Annotated in this window: 19 protein-coding genes and 1 pseudogene; 12 read left to right on the top strand and 8 right to left on the bottom strand. The window is 70.8% G+C overall.

Annotation, left to right across the window (positions count from 1 at the left end; genetic code table 11):
• The first annotated feature begins 236 nt into the window (after window positions 1-236).
• Entirely contained in the window at window positions 237-878 is a 642-nt protein-coding gene (locus tag ABT367_RS16950) for a DUF6758 family protein (protein ID WP_352253875.1), read from the top strand.
• Between the two features lie 506 nt (window positions 879-1,384).
• Here the strand turns inward: ABT367_RS16950 and ABT367_RS16945 are convergent.
• Window positions 1,385-2,491 carry a helix-turn-helix transcriptional regulator gene (locus ABT367_RS16945; protein ID WP_352253874.1) on the bottom strand — a complete coding sequence of 369 codons (1,107 nt, stop codon included), beginning with the start codon at window positions 2,489-2,491 and terminating at the stop codon, window positions 1,385-1,387.
• Window positions 2,492-2,679: 188 nt separating this feature from the next.
• On the opposite strand from ABT367_RS16945, the gene ABT367_RS16940 reads away from it, so the two are divergent.
• The 3 genes from ABT367_RS16940 to ABT367_RS16930 all read left to right on the top strand — a co-directional run bounded on the left by ABT367_RS16940 (window position 2,680) and on the right by ABT367_RS16930 (window position 5,951).
• Complete coding sequence (locus ABT367_RS16940; RefSeq protein ID WP_352253873.1) at window positions 2,680-4,125, top strand: FAD/NAD(P)-binding protein; 1,446 nt, start codon at window positions 2,680-2,682, stop codon at window positions 4,123-4,125.
• 184 nt (window positions 4,126-4,309) lie between these two features.
• Window positions 4,310-5,173 (top strand): PHP domain-containing protein, encoded by an 864-nt coding sequence (locus ABT367_RS16935; RefSeq protein WP_352253872.1) that lies wholly within the window; start codon window positions 4,310-4,312, stop codon window positions 5,171-5,173.
• A 172-nt stretch (window positions 5,174-5,345) separates the two neighbouring features.
• A complete protein-coding gene (locus ABT367_RS16930; RefSeq protein ID WP_352253871.1) occupies window positions 5,346-5,951 on the top strand; it encodes a MarC family protein in 606 nt (201 codons plus the stop codon).
• 108 nt (window positions 5,952-6,059) lie between these two features.
• Here the strand turns inward: ABT367_RS16930 and ABT367_RS16925 are convergent, their stop codons facing one another.
• Window positions 6,060-6,212: a hypothetical protein gene (locus ABT367_RS16925; RefSeq protein WP_165334512.1), complete on the bottom strand. Its 153-nt coding sequence runs from the start codon at window positions 6,210-6,212 to the stop codon at window positions 6,060-6,062.
• 223 nt (window positions 6,213-6,435) lie between these two features.
• Between ABT367_RS16925 and ABT367_RS16920 the strand changes: the two genes are divergently transcribed.
• The 3 genes from ABT367_RS16920 to ABT367_RS16910 all read left to right on the top strand — a co-directional run bounded on the left by ABT367_RS16920 (window position 6,436) and on the right by ABT367_RS16910 (window position 9,520).
• Window positions 6,436-7,332, top strand: a complete 897-nt coding sequence (locus tag ABT367_RS16920) for an NYN domain-containing protein (RefSeq protein WP_352253870.1) — start codon at window positions 6,436-6,438, stop codon at window positions 7,330-7,332.
• Between the two features lie 135 nt (window positions 7,333-7,467).
• Window positions 7,468-8,124 (top strand): PepSY domain-containing protein, encoded by a 657-nt coding sequence (locus ABT367_RS16915; RefSeq protein ID WP_352253869.1) that lies wholly within the window; start codon window positions 7,468-7,470, stop codon window positions 8,122-8,124.
• 49 nt (window positions 8,125-8,173) lie between these two features.
• Window positions 8,174-9,520 carry a HEAT repeat domain-containing protein gene (locus tag ABT367_RS16910; protein WP_352253868.1) on the top strand — a complete coding sequence of 449 codons (1,347 nt, stop codon included), beginning with the start codon at window positions 8,174-8,176 and terminating at the stop codon, window positions 9,518-9,520.
• Between the two features lie 23 nt (window positions 9,521-9,543).
• Here the strand turns inward: ABT367_RS16910 and ABT367_RS16905 are convergent, their stop codons facing one another.
• Window positions 9,544-10,392, bottom strand: coding sequence for an alpha/beta fold hydrolase (locus tag ABT367_RS16905; protein ID WP_352253867.1), 849 nt, complete (start codon window positions 10,390-10,392; stop codon window positions 9,544-9,546).
• A 219-nt stretch (window positions 10,393-10,611) separates the two neighbouring features.
• Window positions 10,612-12,346 (bottom strand): annotated as a pseudogene (locus ABT367_RS16900) (DEAD/DEAH box helicase); the annotation flags it as partial.
• A 258-nt stretch (window positions 12,347-12,604) separates the two neighbouring features.
• On the opposite strand from ABT367_RS16900, the gene ABT367_RS16895 reads away from it, so the two are divergent.
• On the top strand, window positions 12,605-13,339 hold the full coding sequence (locus ABT367_RS16895; protein ID WP_165334507.1) for a ferritin-like fold-containing protein: 735 nt from the start codon (window positions 12,605-12,607) through the stop codon (window positions 13,337-13,339).
• A gap of 96 nt (window positions 13,340-13,435) precedes the next feature.
• Here the strand turns inward: ABT367_RS16895 and ABT367_RS16890 are convergent, their stop codons facing one another.
• From ABT367_RS16890 to ABT367_RS16875, 4 genes are all read right to left on the bottom strand, one after another.
• Entirely contained in the window at window positions 13,436-13,720 is a 285-nt protein-coding gene (locus tag ABT367_RS16890) for a hypothetical protein (RefSeq protein WP_352253866.1), read from the bottom strand.
• A 179-nt stretch (window positions 13,721-13,899) separates the two neighbouring features.
• Window positions 13,900-14,127: a DUF3107 domain-containing protein gene (locus tag ABT367_RS16885; protein ID WP_328707897.1), complete on the bottom strand. Its 228-nt coding sequence runs from the start codon at window positions 14,125-14,127 to the stop codon at window positions 13,900-13,902.
• A 141-nt stretch (window positions 14,128-14,268) separates the two neighbouring features.
• Window positions 14,269-14,913, bottom strand: coding sequence for a TetR/AcrR family transcriptional regulator (locus tag ABT367_RS16880; RefSeq protein WP_165334504.1), 645 nt, complete (start codon window positions 14,911-14,913; stop codon window positions 14,269-14,271).
• Window positions 14,914-15,100: 187 nt separating this feature from the next.
• Entirely contained in the window at window positions 15,101-15,310 is a 210-nt protein-coding gene (locus ABT367_RS16875; protein WP_352253865.1) for a hypothetical protein, read from the bottom strand.
• Between the two features lie 166 nt (window positions 15,311-15,476).
• Here ABT367_RS16875 and ABT367_RS16870 point away from each other — a divergent pair, with 166 nt between their 5' ends.
• The 4 genes from ABT367_RS16870 (at window position 15,477) to ABT367_RS16855 (ending at window position 20,100) form a co-directional block, all read left to right on the top strand.
• Window positions 15,477-16,448 carry an alpha/beta fold hydrolase gene (locus ABT367_RS16870; protein WP_352253864.1) on the top strand — a complete coding sequence of 324 codons (972 nt, stop codon included), beginning with the start codon at window positions 15,477-15,479 and terminating at the stop codon, window positions 16,446-16,448.
• 8 nt (window positions 16,449-16,456) lie between these two features.
• Window positions 16,457-18,031: a DUF3152 domain-containing protein gene (locus ABT367_RS16865; protein WP_352253863.1), complete on the top strand. Its 1,575-nt coding sequence runs from the start codon at window positions 16,457-16,459 to the stop codon at window positions 18,029-18,031.
• A gap of 76 nt (window positions 18,032-18,107) precedes the next feature.
• Window positions 18,108-18,200, top strand: coding sequence for an Ms4533A family Cys-rich leader peptide (locus tag ABT367_RS16860; protein ID WP_352253862.1), 93 nt, complete (start codon window positions 18,108-18,110; stop codon window positions 18,198-18,200).
• 172 nt (window positions 18,201-18,372) lie between these two features.
• Window positions 18,373-20,100, top strand: coding sequence for an ABC transporter substrate-binding protein (locus tag ABT367_RS16855; RefSeq protein WP_352253861.1), 1,728 nt, complete (start codon window positions 18,373-18,375; stop codon window positions 20,098-20,100).
• The last annotated feature ends 106 nt before the right edge of the window (window positions 20,101-20,206 follow it).

Below are 20,206 nucleotides of genomic sequence, written 5' to 3'. Positions count from 1 at the left end.
GGGTGTGGCGGGGTGTGGCGGGGTGTGGCGGGGTGTGGCGGGGTGTGGGGGCGCAGCCCCCACGGGCGCCGGACGACAACACCCACCCGTACACCCGCAGCCCACCCCCTCCAGGCGGGGGCTTGGGGGCGGCAGCCCCCAAAGAAGCGCCAGCCCCCAAAAGCCCCCGGGAAGACTGCCCACAGACGGGTGATCGTCCTTGACGCGGCGGCGGGTGGGTAGGACTGTTGAGCGCTATGAGGGGCGAACCCAGTTGCCCGAAGTGTGGTGGCCGGGTGCGGGCTCCCGGTCTTTTCGCCGATGCCTGGCAGTGTGACGTGCACGGCACCGTGCACCCGCTGCAACCCGTTGTGCCACCGAGTGTCGAGGCGCTCTCCGTCGTCGTGCACCGCTCCCATGTCCCGGTCTGGATGCCCTGGCCGCTTCCGGTCGGCTGGCTGTTCTCGGGCGTGGCCTGTGCGGGTGACGACCGCAGCGGTGGGCGCGCCACGGCGGTGGCGTGTTCGGGGCCCGGGCCGCTCGGCGGCAGCGGTGAGCTGATCCTGGTCGCGGAGGAGCTCGGCATCGGTCTGGGGGCTCGGTATGCCGGGCTTCCGGGGCCCGATCCGGGGCCGCATATGGACGTTGCGCGTCCGCCGCAGGCGAAGGTGCATGCGGCGGGGCGTCCGACTCCGCTCTGGCATGTGAAGGACACGCCGTCGGACCGTGCGGTCTTCGCCGGTGAGGCGCGTGGGTTGTGGTTGTGGGCGGTGGTCTGGCCTGAGCAGTCGGGGCTGCTGATGTACGACGAGCTGGTTCTGACGGATCTGCGGGATGCGGGTGCGGAGGTGGAGCTCTTGCCGTGTGGGGCGTTGTCGCCGCGGATTCTGACGCCGTAGCGGGTGGGGCCCTGGGTGGGGCTCCCCTGGGGGCTCTGCCCCCCGGACCCCCGCTGGTGGCTTGCGCCCCCAGGCCCCCGATTTCGGGGGCCTGGCCCCCGTGCCCCCGCTTGTCGCGCGTGCGGTTTCGTCTCGGGGTCGGGGCCGGGGTGGGGTGCTTGCTCATTCGGGCAATGGCACCGTGGCCGCGAAGGGTTGCCGTTGTCGTCGGGGGTGCCCGAATGACAATGCACCCCACCCCGTCCCCTCACGCCGGTACGCGTCTGCGGGTGGGTTTGGGGTTTCGGTCCACCGCACGGGGTGGGTGGACTCCGATCCGCCGGTACGCGGCTGCGAGTGGGTCGGGGGTTTCGGGCCACAACGCGTGGGTGGGTGGGCTCCGTTCTGCCGGTACGCGGCTGTGGGTGGGTGAGGTTTCGGGCCACAACGCGGGGTGGGTGGGCCGTTGCGCGGCTGCGGGGCAGCCGCTTTGGCCCGGTGCGATCACCCCGAGTGCGTTGCCGTACTCACGCGGGTCGGTAGTGCTCCGCGAACAGGCGGGCGACGAGTTCGCCTCGGCTGGAGGCCTCTGTCTTGCCGAAGACGGCCTTGATGTGATCGCGCACCGTGTGCGGGGAGATGAACAGCGTCGTGGCGATCTCCGCGGTGGGCAGTCCGCGGGTGATGAGCTGGGTGATCTGCAGCTCGCGCGGCGTCAGGCCGTAGGCCTCGGCGATGAGGACCGCCCGGTCGGCAGCCGCGGCCGGCTCGATGACGAGTGCCACGGGGCCGGGCTGTCCGCCCGGTCCGCTGAGGCAGGAGGCGTGGCAGGTCAGCCAGCGGCCGTCGACGGTCCGGATGCGCGTCCTCGCGCCGCCTGCCTGCTCGCGGCCCCGGGCGATCGCGCGGGCCTGCAGCGCGGTGGTGACCACCCAGATCGGCAGCCTCAGACCCAACCTCGAAGGTATGGAGGGACCTTCAGGCAGCTGGGAGAGGTGCTGCCGCGCCTCTTCGTTGATCGAGGCCGGTTCACCGGAGGGATCGAAGAGGACAAGGCCGGGCGCGGGTGTGCCGGTCGCGCCGCCGGGAGCGGAGGGGCGGGCGAAGCGGCGTACCCGCGCAGCCAGCGGAGCGGACAGGCCGGCGAGCAGCGTGGTCTCTTCGGTGCCGAACGGGGCCTCACCGCGCATGCGGAACAGGCTTGCCACGGCCCACGGGCGGTCGCCGATCCGCAGAACGGCCCGTAGCTCGTCCGCTACGCCTTGGCTCCCGAGCAGCCGGCGGAAGCGCGCGCTGCGAGCGGGCAGGTCGCGGGTGACGGCGCGCAGGCCGGCCGCGGGGACGGCGGCGCGGGAGAGGTCACGGAACGGGAGGACGTTCTCCTCCAGGAGTTCGCTTTCCCAGTAGTCGGCGCACCGTTCACCGGAGCCGAGGTTCTCCACCAGCATCGGCGCGGTGATGAGACCGGTCTCCGGATCGGTGGCCGCCCACACCGCCGAGTCGAACGGCATGAGCCGCCGCAGCTCCGCGGACGTCCGGCTGAAGAGTTCGCGTGTGTCCGTGGCCCGGTCCGCGGACGCCAGCACCTTGGCGTGGCCCGATATCGCTTCGGCATGGCGGTGAGCAGTGGACATGCGGATCCCCCGGTGACTTGGACGCGGGCAACCCTGCCCGCCTTCCCTTCCTGTCTCAACCCCCCGTTTGAGGGGGTCGTTCCCGGGCGGGTCACCACTCGCAGGGGATGGGCCCCGCCCCAGGTGGCGGCGAGGCTCGATGAGGCCGCGTCTCCTCCGGCGGCGGCTCACGAAGTGAAGGGAAAGCCATGGATATCGCAATCGTCGGGGCGGGGGCGGCCGGGGTCGGTCTGCTGGACGCGCTGGCAGCCACCGCCGAAGGTCCGGGAACCGTCACGGTGTTCGAGCCCTCCGTGGATCTCTGGCGAGGCCGCCCGTACGGACCGGACCTGGACACGGTGCTGGTCAACGCGCCACCGGCCGTCATGTCCATGCGCCGCACGGACTTCGGGCACTACGCGACCTGGCTGGGCACTCGCGGCGCTGCCCACCTCGATGAGCGACTGGACCGGCCGCTGGTCCCGCGTGCGCTCTACGGCGAGTACCTCGCGTACACCGCTGAGACGGCGTTGTCGGCGCTGCGCGCGGGCGGCCGGCGTGTGCGCGTCGTCCGGGACCGTGTCACCGGCGCCGCCCGGTCCGGTGCCCGATGGTCGCTGCGTACGGAGAACGGGCGGGAGTACGAGGCGGACCACGTGGCCCTGTGCGTGGGCGGGGGAACGCCGCAGGACCCCTACGGTCTCGGCGGCGCCACCGGTTTCGTGGCCGATCCCTATCCGCTGGCCCGCACGCTCGAACGGGTTCCGGCCGGCAGCGATGTCGCGGTCGTCGGGAGCGGGCTGACGGCGGTCGACGTCGTCGTGTCGCTCGCGGCGCGCGGGCACAGCGGGCCGATCACCCTGCTGTCCCGCAGCGGGGTACTGCCCCATGTCTGGCAGCGCCCGGTCGACCACCGGCCGCGGCACGTGAGCCCCGAGCGAGTGGCGGCGCTCCACCAGGAGCACGGCGCCGTCACCCTCGAGGACCTCCTCGGGCTGCTGCGCGCCGAGTTGGAGGAGTCGGGGGAGGACTTCGAGGCCTTCGCGGCCGATCTGCTCGCGGTCAGGGCCGACGACCCGGTTCGGCGCCTGCGCGCACAACTGGCCGCCGTCGGCGACCCCGGGATCGGCCGGCGGGTCCTGCAGGAGACAGCGCACAGCCTGGGTCCGTACGTATGGCGGTTGCTGCCCGAACCCGATCGCCTGCGGCTGCGCCGTCATTTGCGTACGGCCACGAGTGTGGCCTCACCGATGGTCCCGGTGAACGCCGCCGTCATGGTGCGGCTCCTGGACTCCGGGCAACTCGCACTCGCCGCGGGCGTCCGCACGATCGAGGCGGCGGACGGCGTGTTTTGGGTGAACGGAGAGTGCGGAAGCCGTTCCTTCGACACCGTCATCAACGCGGTGAACCCCCCACTCGGCGCGGTCCCGCAGGCAGCCGAGCCGCTGATCGCCGGCCTGCTGGCCGACAGCGCCGCCGAGCTCCACCCGGCGGGCGGGCTCGTGGTGACGGCCCCGCACCTGCACGTGGTGGGAGATCTCGCCGGGGGCGGTCCGTTCATCACGTCCAGCATTGCGGGCATGGCCGCTCAAGCGGCACGGGCCGCGCAGGCCATCGTGGCGGCTGGAGCCGGAGCCGGAGCCGGGGTTCGGTAGGGAGCAGGCGGGGCGGGCGGGGCGGGCGGAGTCCCCGGTCGGGTGACCTCGGGCTGCGACATGAGCGATGCGCGGTGGGCAGGGGAGCGAACCCGCACCCCGGCGGCCGACGGACCGAGCACCCCCCGACGCCCCGTTATCCTGGAGCGTCCCCCGAGTCCGTAGATCGCCGAGAGGAGCAGCCGTGCGGATTGATCTGCATACCCACTCCACGGCCTCCGACGGCACCGACACCCCCGCGGAGCTCGTGCGCAAGGCCGGGGACGCGGGGCTCGATGTGGTGGCGCTGACCGATCACGACACCACGCGGGGGCACGCCGAAGCGGTGAAGGCGCTGCCCGAGGGGCTCACGCTCGTGACCGGTGCCGAGCTCTCCTGCCGGCTGAACGGCACGGGTCTGCATCTGCTCGCGTACCTCTTCGACGCGGACGACCCCGCCCTCCTCGCCGAACGCGAACTCGTCCGCGACGACCGCGTCCCGCGCGCCCGCGCGATGGTCGGCAAGCTCCAGGAGCTCGGCGTGGACATCGAGTGGGAGCAGGTCGCCCGGATCGCCGGGGACGGCTCGCTCGGGCGGCCGCACATCGCCGAGGCGCTCGTCGAGCTGGGCGTCGTGCCCACCGTCTCCGACGCCTTCACCGCCGACTGGCTCGCCAACGGCGGCCGCGCGTACGTCGACAAGCACGAGCTCGATCCGTTCGAGGCGATCCGCCTGGTGAAGGCGGCCGGCGGCGTCACCGTCTTCGCGCACCCGCTCGCCGTCAAGCGCGGCGAGGTCGTCCCCGAGGACGCCATAGCGCGGCTCGCGGAAGCCGGCCTCGACGGGATCGAGGCCGACCACATGGACCACGAGCCGGCGACCCGCGCCCGGCTCAAGGGGCTCGCCGGTGAGCTCGGGCTGCTGGCGACCGGTTCCAGCGACTACCACGGCAGCCGCAAGACCTGCTCGCTCGGCGAGTACACCACCGACCCCGAGGTCTACGGGGAGATCATCCGCCGCGCGACGGGGGCGTTCCCCGTGCCCGGCACCGGCGGGCGCGACGAATAGGAGCGCCCGCAACCCCGGTATGCACCGCCACGACGGATGGCAGGCGTTCCGGGCACGACCCGCGCGGAGCCCACTCCCGTAACCCGGTACGCCGCGCCATTCCCGTATCTGCGAATGCGCCGCGCCCCCGCACGCCCACCCGCTCAACCTCCAACTCCCGCAAGGCTCCCCTGTGTTCGACGCTGCCGTGTTCGGCTCCCTCTTCCTGACCCTCTTCGTGATCATGGACCCGCCCGGGGTCACCCCGATCTTCCTCGCCCTGACCGCGGGCCGCCCCGCGAAGGTCCAGCGCCGGATGGCCTTCCAGGCCGTGTGCGTGGCCTTCGGGGTGATCTCGGTCTTCGGTCTGGTCGGGCATCAGATCCTGGACTATCTGCATGTCTCGGTGCCGGCCCTGATGATCGCCGGCGGTCTGCTCCTGCTGCTCATCGCGCTCGATCTGCTGACCGGCAAGACCGACGAGCCCAAGCAGACCAAGGACGTCAACGTCGCCCTCGTCCCGCTGGGCATGCCGCTGCTCGCCGGGCCCGGCGCGATCGTCTCGGTGATCCTCGCCGTGCAGGACGCCGAGGGGTTCAAGGGCCAGTTCTCGGTGTGGGCCGCGATCGTCGCGATGCATGTCGTGCTCTGGGTCGTCATGCGCTACTCGCTGGTGATCATCCGCGTCATCAAGGACGGCGGCGTCGTCCTGGTCACCCGCCTGGCGGGCATGATGCTCTCCGCGATCGCCGTGCAGCAGATCATCAACGGTGTCACCCAGGTCATCCAGGGCTCGTAGCGCCGCCGCCCGCCCACGGATCCGGGCACGCGAAAGGCCCCCGCGCATCAGTGCGCGGGGGCCTCGTACGTCTACGTCTTTATCAACAACGCGAGCAGCTGCACGGCATTACGAAGCCGTGCCTGTGGCCGGGCGGATATAGATGCGCTGGCCGGTAGCGGCGGCCTGCTGCACGATCCGGTTGACGGAGGCGGCGTCTACGACGGTGCTGTCCACGGCGGTTCCGTTGACATCGTCCAGGCGCATGATCTCGAAGCGCAAGGGCTTCTCCCTTCGTCTGGTGATCCTCCTGAAGGAGAACTAAGTGAACTATGCGTTTGTTCGCGCTGGATGTCGCGATGACTCCCAGCGCGTTACGTATGGTCCAACGGCTTGCACCCTACAAACATTCCCTACGCTAAGGAAATTTTTTCCTCGCCTAATTACCTGCGAGTAGCGAGACGGGTTGTGTTCGCAGCGTAACCGGCCGGAGAATGGCTGCCCTATGAACCAAGAAGAGCTGGGTGTGCTGTCGACGCGTATCGATCACACCAATGAGCTGCTGCAACGCATGCTCGCCGAGGTCTCCAAAACTCCCTCTACCCACGCGATCTTCGTGGATGCGGGTTATCTCTACGCCGCGGCCGGCCGGCTCGTCGCCGGTACGGAGGACCGCCGCTCGTTCGACCTCGACGCGGAAGGTCTGATCGACGCGCTGATCGACAAGGCCCGCACGATCTTCGCGGACAGCCGGCTCCTGCGGGTCTACTGGTACGACGGTGCGCGCCGCCGTATCCACACCTCCGAGCAGCAGACGATCGCCGAGCTGCCCGACGTCAAGGTCCGCCTCGGGAACCTGAACGCGAACAACCAGCAGAAGGGCGTCGACTCGCTGATCCGCAGCGATCTGGAGTCCCTCGCCCGGCACCGCGCGATCAGTGACGCGGCGCTGCTCGGCGGCGACGAGGACCTGGTCTCGGCGGTCGAGGCCGCGCAGGGGTACGGCGCCCGCGTCCACCTCTGGGGCATCGAGGCGCCCGACGGCCGCAATCAGGCCGAGCCCCTCCTGTGGGAGGTCGACAGCCAGCGCACGCTCGAGCTCGACTTCGTCAAGCCGTACGTAGCCCGCCGCACCGACACCGCCTACGATCCGGCCGCGCCCCGGCCCGCCCGCGAGGACGTCCGCTTCGTCGGTGCGCAGATCGCCGCGACCTGGCTGGGTGCGCGCGGCCGCCAGTCGATGGTCGAGCTGCTGCCCGGCCATCCGTATCTGCCGGGACCGGTCGACCAGGACCTCCTGGTCGAGGCCGAGCGCCTGCTCCAGTACTCGCTGCGCGGTCAGGCGGATCTGCGCCGCGCGCTGCGGGACGGCTTCTGGGACCACCTGCAGGGGCAGGTCTGAGACCACGCGCCGAGGACCTGTCCGACCTGGCGGTTTGTCCTCTTCAGGCAGGCTTCAGGTCCGTATGTGATCGTATGGGAGTCGGCGCTTCGCCCCGTCGGCAGCACACAGCCATACGACGCGAGGGAGTCCCTGATGACCAGCAGCCGCCGCCCCATGACCCGCACCCGCAGGCTGTGGGCGATGGGTGCCCTGTCCGGAGCGCTGGTGCTCTCCGTCGCCGCGTGCTCGTCGGACAGCGACTCGAACGCGGACGAACCGCGCGAGCGCGTGAGCAGCGCCGCGTCCGCCGCTTCCTCCGCCGCCAACGAGCCGGACACGGCCGGTGACGCCTCCGCGGCACAGGACGGTCCGAAGGTCACGTACGACGACGCGATCGCGGCCGCGCAGAAGGAAGTCCCCGACGCCGAGGTCACCGAGGCCGAGTACGACGACGACGGCGACTGGGAGGTCGACCTGATCACGGACGAGCCGCGCGTGCACAACGTCACGGTCGACGCGACCAGCGGCGAGGTCGTCCGCACGCACGAGGACCGGATCCCCGACGATCAGCGCGACCGCCTGAAGTACCCGCTCGCCAAGCTGGACGCGGCGTCCGTCTCCCTGGACGATGCGGCGGACAAGGCGCTGAAGGACGCCGGCGGCGGCTATGTCTCCAAGATCTCGATCCAGGGCACCGAACAGCGCCCGAAGTGGGACGTCGAGGTCACCGACGGCCGCGTACAGCATGAGCTGGACATCGACGCGAAGACCGGTGAGGTCGTCTCCAAGGAGACGGACCGGGAGGACTGATCCGGGGATACGGCCCGCGCGACGGGCGGTACGGGACAGGGGGCGGGGCTTGAGCGACAGTGCGCTGGTGGAGGCGGTACGGGGTGGGCGCGAGGAGGCAGTACGGGCGCTCCTCGCGTCCGGCGCCGACCCGGACACGCTGACCGAGGACGGACTGCCGGTGCTCTGCGCGGCCGTCGCCGCGTACGACCTCGGCGTGGCGAGAGCGCTGATCGAGGGCGGCGCGGACCCGGACGTCGCGCTGCCGGACGGAACCACCCCTCTGCTCAGGGCAGTTGACGCAGGTTCGCCTGCGATGGTGGAGGCCGCCCTGGGGCGCGATCCCGGGCTGCGGCTGCCCGCACCCGTACGGGAGTCGCTGCTCGGCCGGGCGAGGGCGTGGCATGAGCGCGGTGCCGAGGCCGAACTGCGGCGCAGGACCGGCGCGTTGAACCCCGTGCGGGCCGAGGTCGTGGAGGACGAGTACGACCACGTGACGCAGCTGTCGCTCGCCGGCCACACGGTCCGCGCCGGCCATCTGGCGATCCTGACCGGTCTCGAGTGGACCTTCCGCATCCTGACGCCCGTGGACGAACTGGTGGCGCGTGCCGTGTCGGCGGGCGATCCGGACGACGTGACGTGGACGGCCGCGCGCCGGGTGCTCGGGGAGCGCCGCAGCAGGCAGACCTGGTCGGCGGTGACGGCATACCGGCATGATCCGGATCCGCTGCCTCGCCGTTTCGTCGTCGATGTCCTGCGCTGGTACGTGTTCTCGCAAGGGAGTCGGCGCAACTCCTACGACAAGGAAGCAGCCGAACTGCTCACCGCCTGGGTCGCCGAGGGCGAAGACGATCCCGAGGTGCTCGCCGCCGTACTCGACGTGCTGAGCGATACGGAGCACGGGGAACTCGAAGACATCGGCCTCGGGCACGCGGACCATCCCGCCGCTGTCGTGCGCGCCCGCGTCCCCGCGCTGCTCCTCGACGGGGGAGCCGCGGCCAGTCCTGCCGCCCGGGTCGCCTCGCTCGCTCTCGCGCGGGATGCGGACCCCACCGTACGGGCGCAGGCCGGCTGGTGGTTGGCCGTCGCCCACGACGGCAGCACCGAGGTGTCGGCCGCGCTCGTGGCGCTGCTCCGGGATCCCGATCCGCAGGTCCGCGCCTTCGTCGCCGAGTACGCGGCACCCTGCCCCGACCGCACACCCGCCGTCGCCGACGCCCTCGCGGACCTGGTGTACGAGGGTGAGCTCAACTCACGGCTCAACGCCGTCCACGGGCTGCTGCTCCGCGACGACCCGCGGACGGACGAGGCGGTCGAGAGCCTGGGCCCGCTGACCGTCCCGCGCGTCAGTGAACACGACCACCGGGTCTCCGCGATCTGGTCCTGGCGCTGGAAGCGGGACCATCCGGAGCCCTGAACGCCGGCCGGTCGGCGCTCCTGTCAGCGCTCTTGGAGCCCGTCCCAGAACGCGATGAGCGCGGCGGCCGTGCGCGCCGGCTGATCGGTGTTGGGGGAGTGCTCGGCCCCGGCGATGACGCTCCGCTCGGCGCCGAGCCGCCGGGCCATCTCGTCGAACAGCGGCACGGGCCAGGTGTCGTCCCGCTCCCCGGACACCACATGCATCGGCAGCGGTACGGCGGCGAGTTCGGCCACTCGGTCGGGTTCGGCCAGCAACTGGCGCCCCGTGGCGGTGAGTTGAGCCGGGCTGTGGCGCAGCCAGCGGCCGCGCAGCTCGGCGTCCGTGTCCGTCTCCTCGGGGGCGTCGAGGGCCTGGATCGCCTCCCACACCTGCGCCATGTCCATCACGGCCAGCGCGTCGAGCAGCAGCTTGGCGCGCTGTTGCTGCGAGGGGGAGATCTGCGCGGGTCCCGAGGACATCAGGGTGAGGGACGCGAAGGGCGAGGCGTCCAGGAGTACGGCCGCGCGCGAGATCTGGCCGCCGAGCGAATGACCCACGAGATGTACGGGCCCGGCGGCCAGCGCCTCCACCTGGGCGAGCACGTCACGCGCCAACTCGCCCTGTGCGTACGGCGCTTGGTCGTCCCCCGGGCCCTCGGACTCGTACTGCCCACGCCCGTCGACGGCGACGCTGCGGTACCCGGCCTCCGCCAGCGGCTCGTGCAGCGCGATGAAGTCCTCTTTGCTGCCGGTGAACCCGGGGAGCAGGACGACGGTTCCTCTGGGGGTGCCGCTCGGCCGTGCGTCGATGACGGCGAAGTCGCCGCGCGCGGTGCGAAGGACGGCGGCGTGGGCGCACGGGGGTGGCATGAAGGTGGGCGGCCTGCTCATGCAGCGAGGCTAACCGCCCCGGATGACCACCGGGGGTCTGGGGCGGAGCCCTCGAAGGCGGGGCGGCGAGGGCTCACCCGTGTGCGCGCAACGTGTGGCCCGGCCTCACCTTGTACAGCCCGGTCTCGGCTCGACCTGAGCCCCGAACGCAACGTGGCCCGGTCCCCATCAGGGGACCGGGCCACGACAGCGTGAGTGGTCAGCTCTCCGACTGCTCGCCGGCCGGCTTGCGCGTCCGCGTACGACGGCGGCGCGGCTTGGCCGCACCCTCCGCGGACTCGGCGGCGGGAGCCTCGGCGGCCGGGGCGGTCTCGGTGGCCGGAGCCTCCGTGGCCGTACCGTCCACCGCCGTACCGCCACGGGTACGGCGACGCTGACGCGGCGTACGCGTGCGGGCCGGGCGCTCCTCGGTCTCCGTCGCGGCCTTGGGGCCACCACGACGCGAGGAACCGCGGGAGTTACGGCCGCCCGGCTCGCCCAGGTCCTCGAGCTGCTCCGCGTCCAGACCCGCACGCGTGCGGTCGGCGCGCGGCAGCACACCCTTCGTGCCCTCGGGAATGTTGAGGTCGGTGAAGAGGTGCGGGGACGAGGAGTACGTCTCGACCGGGTCGTTGAAGTCCAGCTCGAGCGCCTTGTTGATCAGCTGCCAGCGCGGGATGTCGTCCCAGTCGACCAGCGTGATCGCGATGCCCTTGGCGCCCGCGCGGCCGGTGCGGCCGATGCGGTGGAGGTAGGTCTTCTCCTCCTCCGGCGACTGGTAGTTGATGACGTGCGTGACGCCCTCGACATCGATACCGCGCGCGGCGACATCGGTGCAGACGAGCACGTCGACCTTGCCGTTGCGGAACGCGCGCAGGGCCTGCTCACGCGCGCCCTGGCCCAGGTCGCCGTGGACGGCGCCGGAGGCGAAGCCGCGCTTTTCGAGCTGCTCGGCGATGTCGGCCGCCGTGCGCTTCGTACGGCAGAAGACCATCGCGAGCCCGCGGCCTTCGGCCTGCAGGATGCGGGAGATCATCTCCGGCTTGTCCATGGAGTGCGCGCGGTACACGAACTGCGCCGTGTTCCGTACGGTCTGGCCCTCGTCGTCCGGCGCGGTGGCGCGGATGTGCGTGGGCTGCGACATGTAGCGGCGCGCGAGGCCGATGACGGCGCCCGGCATGGTCGCCGAGAACAGCATGGTCTGACGCTTGGCCGGAAGGAGGTTGATGATCTTCTCGACGTCGGGCAGGAAGCCCAGGTCGAGCATCTCGTCGGCCTCGTCGAGGACCAGGCACTTCACCTTGGAGAGGTTCAGCTTCTTCTGCCCGGCGAGGTCGAGCAGCCGGCCCGGGGTGCCGACGACCACGTCGACGCCCTTCTTGAGGGCCTCGACCTGCGGCTCGTAGGCACGGCCGCCATATATGGCGAGGACGCGCACATTGCGCACCTTGCCGGCCGTGAGCAGGTCATTGGTGACCTGGGTGCACAGCTCTCGGGTGGGGACCACGATGAGCGCCTGCGGCGCCTCGGTGAGGTCCTCGGGCTTGGCCCGGCCCGCCTCGACATCGGCGGGGACCGTGACGCGCTCGAGCAGCGGCAGGCCGAAGCCCAGCGTCTTGCCCGTGCCGGTCTTGGCCTGGCCGATGACATCGGTGCCGGAGAGCGCTACGGGGAGCGTCATCTCCTGGATCGGGAACGGGGTGGTGATACCGACGGCCTCAAGGGCCTCGGCGGTCTCGGGAAGGATCCCGAGCTCTCGGAAAGTCGTAGGCGTGTTCAGGGTGCTGCCTCTTCTGTGAGACGCGGCACAAGGCGAACGCTGGGGGTCTGACCGGGCGGGACCTGCGAAAAAAGCAGTCCGCCGGTGGCCGAGCCGGTAGCTTCCGGCCGCTTGGCGCAGGCCGGGTGGCGCGGGACCACAGCCGTCGCTCGAGCGCTCGTGCCGCTGAGGGGCCCCTCTGGGACGTACATCCATGTACGTCATTTGAGGGCTGTCGGGTCGGAGCCGATCGGGCCACCGACCGGGCATCCTCATTCGGGATGGCCCGTCGAGGCGGTCGGTCCACTCTCCGTACGTCTCGTACGCAGGGGAAAACCGGCCACGGCTCAGCGGGCGCATTACCACTGTACCCCGAGTACCTGCAGGCGTGTCTGTCAAATTCCTCACGTCACGCTGGTCACAGCCGATGACCAGGGCCTTACGAGGCCCGGCAGGCGGGCTATTGTGCGGTTCATGGAGACGCCTGACAACACCCCGGAAGCCCCGTCGCCGACCGGAATCGCAGCCCAGGACTGGGCCACGGCCAGTGCGGACCCGCAGTACCGCGCCGCGGTCGTCGACCTCCTGGGTGCGCTCGCGTACGGCGAGCTCGCCGCTTTCGAGCGCCTCGCGGAGGACGCGAAGCTGGCGCCGACGCTCGGCGACAAGGCGGAGCTGGCGAAGATGGCCTCGGCCGAGTTCCACCACTTCGAGCAGCTGCGGGACCGGCTCTCGGCGATCGGTGCGGAGCCGGTCGAGGCGATGGACCCGTTCGTGGCTGCGCTCGACGGCTTCCACAAGCAGACGGCGCCGTCGGACTGGCTCGAGGGCCTGGTCAAGGCGTACGTCGGCGACTCGATCGCATCGGACTTCTACCGGGAGGTCGCGGCCCGGCTCGACTCGGACACGCGCAGCCTGGTGCTCGCCGTCCTGGACGACACGGGCCACGCGTCCTTCGCCGTGGAGAAGGTGCGGGCCGCGATCGACGCGGATCACCGCGTGGGCGGACGTCTCGCGCTGTGGGCCCGCCGCCTGATGGGCGAGGCCCTGTCGCAGTCGCAGCGGGTCGTGGCCGACCGGGACGCGCTGTCCACCATGCTTGTGGGCGGGGTCGCGGACGGGTTCGATCTGGCCGAGGTGGGGCGGATGTTCTCGCGGATCACCGAGGCGCACACGAAGCGGATGGCGGCGCTGGGTCTTGCCGCGTAGGCCGGCTCCGGGATTGCCGGGTAGGCCGGCTCCGGGATTGCCGGGTGGGCCGGCTCCGGGGCTCGCCGCGTAGGTTCCTACCGGTTCGGCCCGGTCTCAGAGGGCGTGCGCGGAACGCCCTGACCGGGCCGAGTTACCCCTTCCCGCAGGCCGCACCAGGAGCGACAGCAGGGCCACCGCGACGACCACCGCACCGCCCAGAACCGGGAGCGCATGGCCGGGGCCGAGCGCGGAGTGGGTGACGAAGGCGCCGAACAAGGCGCCCGCCGCACCGGTCGCGAGGACCAGATTGCGGGCCGGCAGCCGGTGTCCGAGCCGGTACCCCGCGAGCAGGGCGAGGGCCAGGCCGAGGAGTACGGAGGCGAGCGCTTCCAGAAACATGGGTCCTCCCGCGGCCAGGGTGCAAATCGGTCACAGCCGGTCCTACCCGGGGCGCACGGAATGCAACCCTCCTTTCGCTGCAGGTGAATTGACGCCTCCGGCGGCAAGGGCGCGACAAAAGGGCGGGCCCCGGAGAGTTCATCTCCGGGGCCCGCCCTGTTCATCTTCGGCGGCGCGGCCTAGAGGGCGCTGAAGCCCACCTTGCGCGAGGTCGGCTCACCGAGCTCGACATACGCGAGCCGCTCGGCCGGCACCAGGACCTTGCGGCCGTGGTCGTCCACGAGAGTGAGCAGCTGAGACTTGCCGCTCAGCGCCTCCGACACCGCCTTCTCGACCTCTGCGGCGGTCTGGCCGCTCTCCAGAACGATCTCGCGCGGCGCGTGCTGCACGCCGATCTTGACCTCCACGGCTTTGTCCCTCCGACGGTCAGTGGTGCGCGGGCGTCCGCGCCGTACGCAGCACACATTAGCCCGGTGAGGGGACTCGGCAGCGCGCCGCCGTGCACGCTCGCAGCGAACAGCCGCGAGGAATACGGCGCCGGACGCGACCTAGTGCTGGTCCGTGCCGTGCAGCGGGAAGCCCGCCACACCGCGCCAGGCCAGCGAGGTGAGGAGCTCGACGGCCTTGTCGCGGTCGACCTTGGACTCGCTGTGCAGCCAGTAGCGCGCCACGACCTGGGCGAAACCGCCGAGGCCGACGGCGAGCAGCATCGACTCGTCCTTGGACAGACCGGTGTCCTCCGCGATCACCACGGCGATCGCCTGGGCGCACTCGAGCGTGACCTTCTCGACGCGCTCGCGTACGGCCGGCTCATTGGTGAGGTCCGACTCGAAGACCAGGCGGAACGCACCGCCCTGGTCCTGGACGTACGTGAAGTACGCGTCCATCGTCGCGGCGACCCGCAGCTTGTTGTCCGTGGTGGACTCCAGAGCCGCCTGCACCGCCGTCAGAAGCGACTCGCAGTGCTGGTCGAGCAGGGCGAGATAGAGGTCGAGCTTGCCGGGGAAGTGCTGGTAGAGCACCGGCTTGCTGACGCCCGCGCGCTCGGCGATATCGTCCATCGCCGCCGCGTGGTATCCCTGCGCAACGAAGACTTCCTGGGCCGCGCCCAGAAGCTGATTGCGGCGGGCCCGGCGCGGCAGGCGGGTGCCCCGCGGACGGGCCGCGGCCTCGGTCTGCTCGGTGGCTGTCACGCCGCCTCCCCATACATGGCTGTTCCGTGTGCGGTTGTGCTGCCGCTTCGTCATCGTACTTTTCGGTAACCGTCGTGTGCGCGGCTCGGAGGCAGAATTTCATGGACCGGACGCGTGTCCAGCCCTGTGGAAAGCCCCGTAATGCCTGGATACGAGGGCAAAGCGGCCGCCGGCGAACATCAGTCCGTCAGCGGTAGTCGTCCTCGTCCTGGCTCACCACCCTCGACTGCTCCACGGCGTCGGCGGCATCGGCGTTGGACGGATCGAAGCGCGGTTCCGCCTCGTCGTCCTGCTGCCGCAGCTCGGTGTGCTGTTCGGCGGCGTCGGCCTCCGGCGCCTCCGGGGCGAGCGAGTCGTCCTCTTCGAAGGTGTCCGGCTCGGTGGGGTCGACCGTCATGACTGGCTCCCTCTCTCATAAGAAGTCAGGGGCCAGGGCGTGTGCCCATGCTTCCTGGGCGTATGCCCTTCCTCCATGAGCGTAGGAGGATCCGTTTCGGGGCGCTACGCGATCGTGTGACCGCGAACACGTGATCCAACGCGTGATCGTCTCGTAACATCGCCGTATGTCTTCGACCGAGCTTCCGGGTGCCGTCGCCGCCGCGGTGACCCCGAAAACGCTGCCGGTGCGGGTCGCCGAGGGCGAGAAGCTGCGCCAGGTGTCCCTGCCGGGGCTGACGCTCACGGTGCGTTCGAGACCGCCGGTGCGTGCGGGTCTGGCGCCCGCGCTGTTCGTGCACGGGCTCGGTGGTTCCTCGCAGAACTGGTCGGCGCTGATGCCGCTGCTCGAGGACGTCCTGGACTGCGAGGCGGTCGATCTGCCCGGCTTCGGCGACTCGCCGCCGCCGGACGACGGCAACTATTCGGTGACCGGGCACGCCCGCGCCGTCATCCGGCTGCTCGACGCGAGCGGCCGCGGTCCGGTGCACCTGTTCGGCAACTCGATGGGCGGTGCGGTCGCGACCCGCGTCGCGGCGGTACGCCCCGATCTCGTACGGACCCTGACGCTGGTCTCTCCCGCGCTGCCGGAGATCCGGGTGCAGCGCACCGCGGTGCCGACCGCGCTGGTGGCGCTGCCGGGTGTGGCGCAGCTTTTCGCGCGGCTGACCAAGGACTGGACGCCCGAGCAGCGCACGCGCGGTGTGATGTCGCTCTGCTACGGCGATCCGAAGATGGTCACGCCCGAGGGTTTCGCGCACGCGGTGCAGGAGATGGAGCGGCGGCTCCAACTCCCTTATTTCTGGGATGCGATGGCCCGCTCGGCACGCGGCATCGTCGACGCCTACACCCTCGGTGGCCAGCACGGGCTGTGGCGGCAGGCCGAGCGGGTGCTCGCGCCGACGCTGCTCGTCTACGGCGGACGCGATCAGCTGGTCTCGTACCGGATGGCGCAGAAAGCGGCGCGTGCCTTCCGTGGCTCCCGTCTCCTTTCGTTGCCAGAGGCGGGGCATGTGGCGATGATGGAGTACCCGGACGTGGTGGCCACGGCGGTACGTGAACTGCTCGCCGCGCAAGGCGACTTGACGGTGGAGAGCTGAGGCGGGGAGTGGGCAGGCACGCACGCAAGGGCGGCAAGAGCGACAGCGATACGGGCGCGATACCCGTCGTCCCCGGTGGATCCGGGGCTTCTGCCGTGCCTGAGGGCAAGGGACGCCGTCGCCGTTCCGGGCCGCCGCCGGGTCCGGCGCAGGGCCGGCCCGACCTGACCCCGCCGCGTGGTGTGCCGCAGGCGCGTCCGGCGATGACGCCTCCGTACGGTGTGCCCCAGGCCCGTCCCGCCATGACACCTCCGCACGGAGTTCCGCGGGTACGCCCCGACGGGACCCCGGCCCACGGCACCCCGCGGGTGCCGCCGCCGGGGGCCGGCCGGCCGCATCCGCAGCAGCGGGAGACCGGCGGCGGATGGGGCGCGATATCCGGGACCGGGGCGCAGCCGCGCGTCGGTCAGACGGGGCCGCAGCCTCGGATCGGCCAGACCGGGCCTCAGCCTCGGATCGGCCAGACCGGGCCTCAGTCTCGGATATCGGACACCGGTCCGCAGGCGCGCTTCAGCCAGACCGGGCCTCAGCCTCGCGTCACTCAGACGGGTCCGCAGCCCCGCGTCACCCAGACCGGTCCGCAGCCCCGGATCCCCGGTCCGCGCGGTGAGTACGTCTCCGCGTTCGACCGGCTCGATCCGCTCGCCGACGAGCCGGATCTCTTCGACCCAGCCGCGCGTCGCCCGCCCCATGACCCGTACGCCGCCGTGACCGACTTCCGGCATGAGCTGAGCGAGGACGAGGCGCCGCCCGCCGCCCCCGTACAGCCCGATCCGCCGCAGAAGAAGACCAAGGGGCTGACGTTCACCGGGATCGCGGCCGCCGCCGTGACCACCGTGCTCGCCGTGGTCGTCGCCGGTCAGGTGGCCGACGGGCGGGAGCAGGATCCGCAGACGCAGGCCGCGGACGCCAAGGGCGGCGAACGGGGCGACGCCTCCGAGGCCTCGCGCTCCGACGCACGTCAGGCGCCCGCCGAGCAGCAGCCGCTCTCGTACGAGCAGAAGATGGCGAAGAGGGCCGCTCTGCCGCCGAAGCAGGCGAGCGGCGAGTTCGAGGCGGTCGGCGGTCTCGACAAGGCCCCGGGCACCGGCCAGAAGTTCCGCTACCGGGTGGATGTCGAGAAGGGACTCGGCCTGGACGGCGCGCTGTTCGCCGAAGCCGTACAGAAGACCCTGAACGATGAACGGAGTTGGGCGCACAAGGGCGCGCGCACCTTCGAGCGGGTCTCCAGCGGCAAGGCCGACTTCGTCATCACCCTGGCCAGCCGGGGGACCACGGCCACCTGGTGTGCGAAGTCCGGGCTCGACACGACGCAGGACAACGTCTCGTGCGATTCGGCCGCCACGAACCGCGTGATGATCAATGCCGACCGTTGGGCGCAGGGCGCCGAGACCTATGGTGACGCGATCTTCGCGTACCGGCAGATGCTGATCAACCACGAGGTCGGTCACCGGCTCGGGTTCAACCATGTGAGCTGCAGCGTGGACGGCGGGCTCGCGCCGGTCATGCAGCAGCAGACGAAGTTCCTGGACCACGACGGCATCAAGTGCAAGGCCAACCCCTGGGTGTATCCCAACAGTTGATCACGGCTGTCCCGGATCCTGAGATCGCCGTCTCATTGCTTTGACTTCCCGGCGATGGTCATGGATATTTCTCGCCATGTCGACCCGTCACGCCCCTGCGAGCGCCGCCCTTGAGCTGGCGCTGTTCGGCGTGAGCGCGCTCTGCGCCGCCGACATCCACTGTCGCTGACGTACCCGCCCCTGGCGTGTGCGTCGGTCCGCGACGGTCTCTTTCCGGTCCGTGACGACCACCACTTCACCTTTCCTCAAGGGTTCTTGGCGCTGCTCTGCGCCGGGGCGGAATCCGATGCACCTGCTGTGCCTTCCTGCCCCGTTCCGTGATCCCGAGAGGTCTCCTTGCGATGAGTCGCATATCCGTCATATCCCGCCGTGTCGCCGGCGCGTCCGTCAGCCTCGTCCTGGCCGCGGGCCTCGCCGCCTGCGCAGGGCCCGAGGACTCATCGGACGGCGGCGGTTCGGGTGCGGACGGCAAGCCCGCGAAGGGCGGCACGCTCACCGTCCTCAACTCCAACCCGCAGCAGGACTTCGACCCGGCCCGCCTCTACACCTCCGGCGGCGGCAACGTCCCGAGCCTGGTCTTCCGTACGCTCACCACCCGCAACCGCGAGGACGGCGCGGCCGGCGCCGAGGTCGTGCCGGACCTCGCGACCGACCTGGGCAAGCCCAACAAGGACGCCACCGTCTGGACGTACACCCTCAAGGAGGGCCTCAAGTACGAGGACGGCACGCCGATCACCTCGGCCGACATCAAGTACGGCATCGAGCGGTCCTTCGCGGCCGAACTGTCCGGCGGCGCGCCCTACTTGAGGGACTGGCTGATCGGCGGCGACAAGTACGAAGGCCCGTACAAGTCGAAGAAGGGCCTCGACTCGATCGAGACCCCGGACGAGCGCACCATCGTCTTCAAGCTGAACAAGCCGGAGGGCGAGTTCCCCTACCTCGCGACGCAGACGCAGTTCGCGCCGGTCCCGAAGGCCAAGGACAAGGGCACCAAGTACGAGGAGCACCCGGTCTCCTCGGGCCCGTACAAGGTCGTCAAGAACGAGAACGACGGCGAGCACCTCGTCCTTGAGCGCAACAAGCACTGGGACCCGAAGACCGACGAGGAGCGCAAGGCCTACCCGGACAAGATCGACGTCCGCTCCGGTCTCGACTCCGCCGTCATCAACCAGCGCCTCCAGGCCAGTCAGGGCGCGGACGCCGCGGCGGTCACCACCGACACCAACCTCGGTCCTGCCGAGCTCGCCAAGGTCAGCGGCGACAAGAAGCTGGCCGAGCGGGTCGGCACCGGGCACTTCGGATACGTCAACTACCTGGCGTTCAACCCGAAGGCGAAGCCCTTCGACGACCCGAAGGTGCGCCAGGCCATCTCGTACGCCGTGAACCGCTCCTCGGTGATCAACGCGGCCGGCGGCTCCTCGCTCGCCGAGCCCGCGACCACCTTCCTGCCGCCGCAGAAGTCCTTCGGGTACACGAAGTACGACCACTTCCCGGCAGGTGAGACGGGCGACGCCGAGAAGGCCAAGGAGCTGCTCAAGGAGGCCGGTCACAAGGACGGTCTCAAGATCAAGCTCACGCACTCCACCGACAAGGACTTCGAGACCAGCCCCGAGATCGCCACCGCGCTCCAAGAGGCGCTGCAGAAGGCCGGGTTCACGGTCGAGCTGGACGGCCTGGAGTCCAACGACTACAGCGAGAAGATCCACAACGTGAAGAGCGCGCCCGGGCTCTTCCTCGCGCACTGGGGCGCCGACTGGCCCTCCGGCGGCCCGTTCATCGCGCCGATCTTCGACGGTCGGCAGATCGTCAAGGAGGGCTCGGGCAACTACAACGCGGCCGAGCTGAACGACCCCGCGGTCAACAAGGAGATCGACGAGATCAACAAGCTGACCGACCTGGACGCGGCGGCCGCACGCTGGGGCGCCCTGGACCGGAAGATCGGCGAGCAGGCCCTGACGGTGCCGCTGTTCCACCCCGTCTACAAGCGCCTGTACGGCAAGGACATCAAGAACGTCGTGATCAGCGACTGGACGGGCGTCCTGGACATCTCGCAGGTCTCGGTCAAGTGACCGCGGTTGCCGAGCACTTGTCATGACTGAAGCACTGTTGGTCAAGGAGGCGGGGACGGTCCAGGCCGCCCCCGCCCCCGGGGCCCGCTCGTTCTGGCGGCGGCTG

Origin of the sequence: Streptomyces mesophilus (genome assembly GCF_040300965.1) — a bacterium.
GTDB lineage: Bacteria > Actinomycetota > Actinomycetes > Streptomycetales > Streptomycetaceae > Streptomyces > Streptomyces mesophilus_A.
This window is presented reverse-complemented; position numbering and strand designations above follow the sequence as displayed.